General features: G+C 56.4%; 1 protein-coding gene. It reads right to left on the minus strand.

Annotated features, from left to right (window positions below; all coding sequences use genetic code 11):
- Window positions 1–344, minus strand: a 344-nt coding sequence (locus ACTJLA_RS26835) for a hypothetical protein (RefSeq protein WP_440842500.1), incomplete at both ends; no start/stop codon positions are given.

Consider the following 344-nt stretch of genomic DNA (forward strand, 5'->3'; position numbering starts at 1 on the left):
CCATCGGCGTATTCGTAGCGGGTGACGTGGCCGAGTTCGTCGCGTTCGGCGATGATTTTGCCGTAGGGGTTGTAGCTGAATTCTCGTGTGGCGCCGCCTGGCAAGACGAGGCGAATCAACCTGCCGACGCAGTCCCAGTGATATTGCGTCAGCGCACCATGCTCATCCTCACAGGCAACTTGTCGCCCTAAATCGTCATAGCGATAACGCTTGATCCCACCATTGGGCAATTGCTCCTCAAGCAGTTGCCCGCGTTCGTTCCACACCAGTCGATGGCAACTGTGATCCGGGTACCAAACTCCAGTCAGTTGCCCGTGCTTGTTGTAGCTGTAGTCAGTAACCTC

Origin of the sequence: Pseudomonas sp. 22072, from assembly GCF_052046095.1 — a bacterium.
GTDB lineage: Bacteria > Pseudomonadota > Gammaproteobacteria > Pseudomonadales > Pseudomonadaceae > Aquipseudomonas > Aquipseudomonas paracarnis.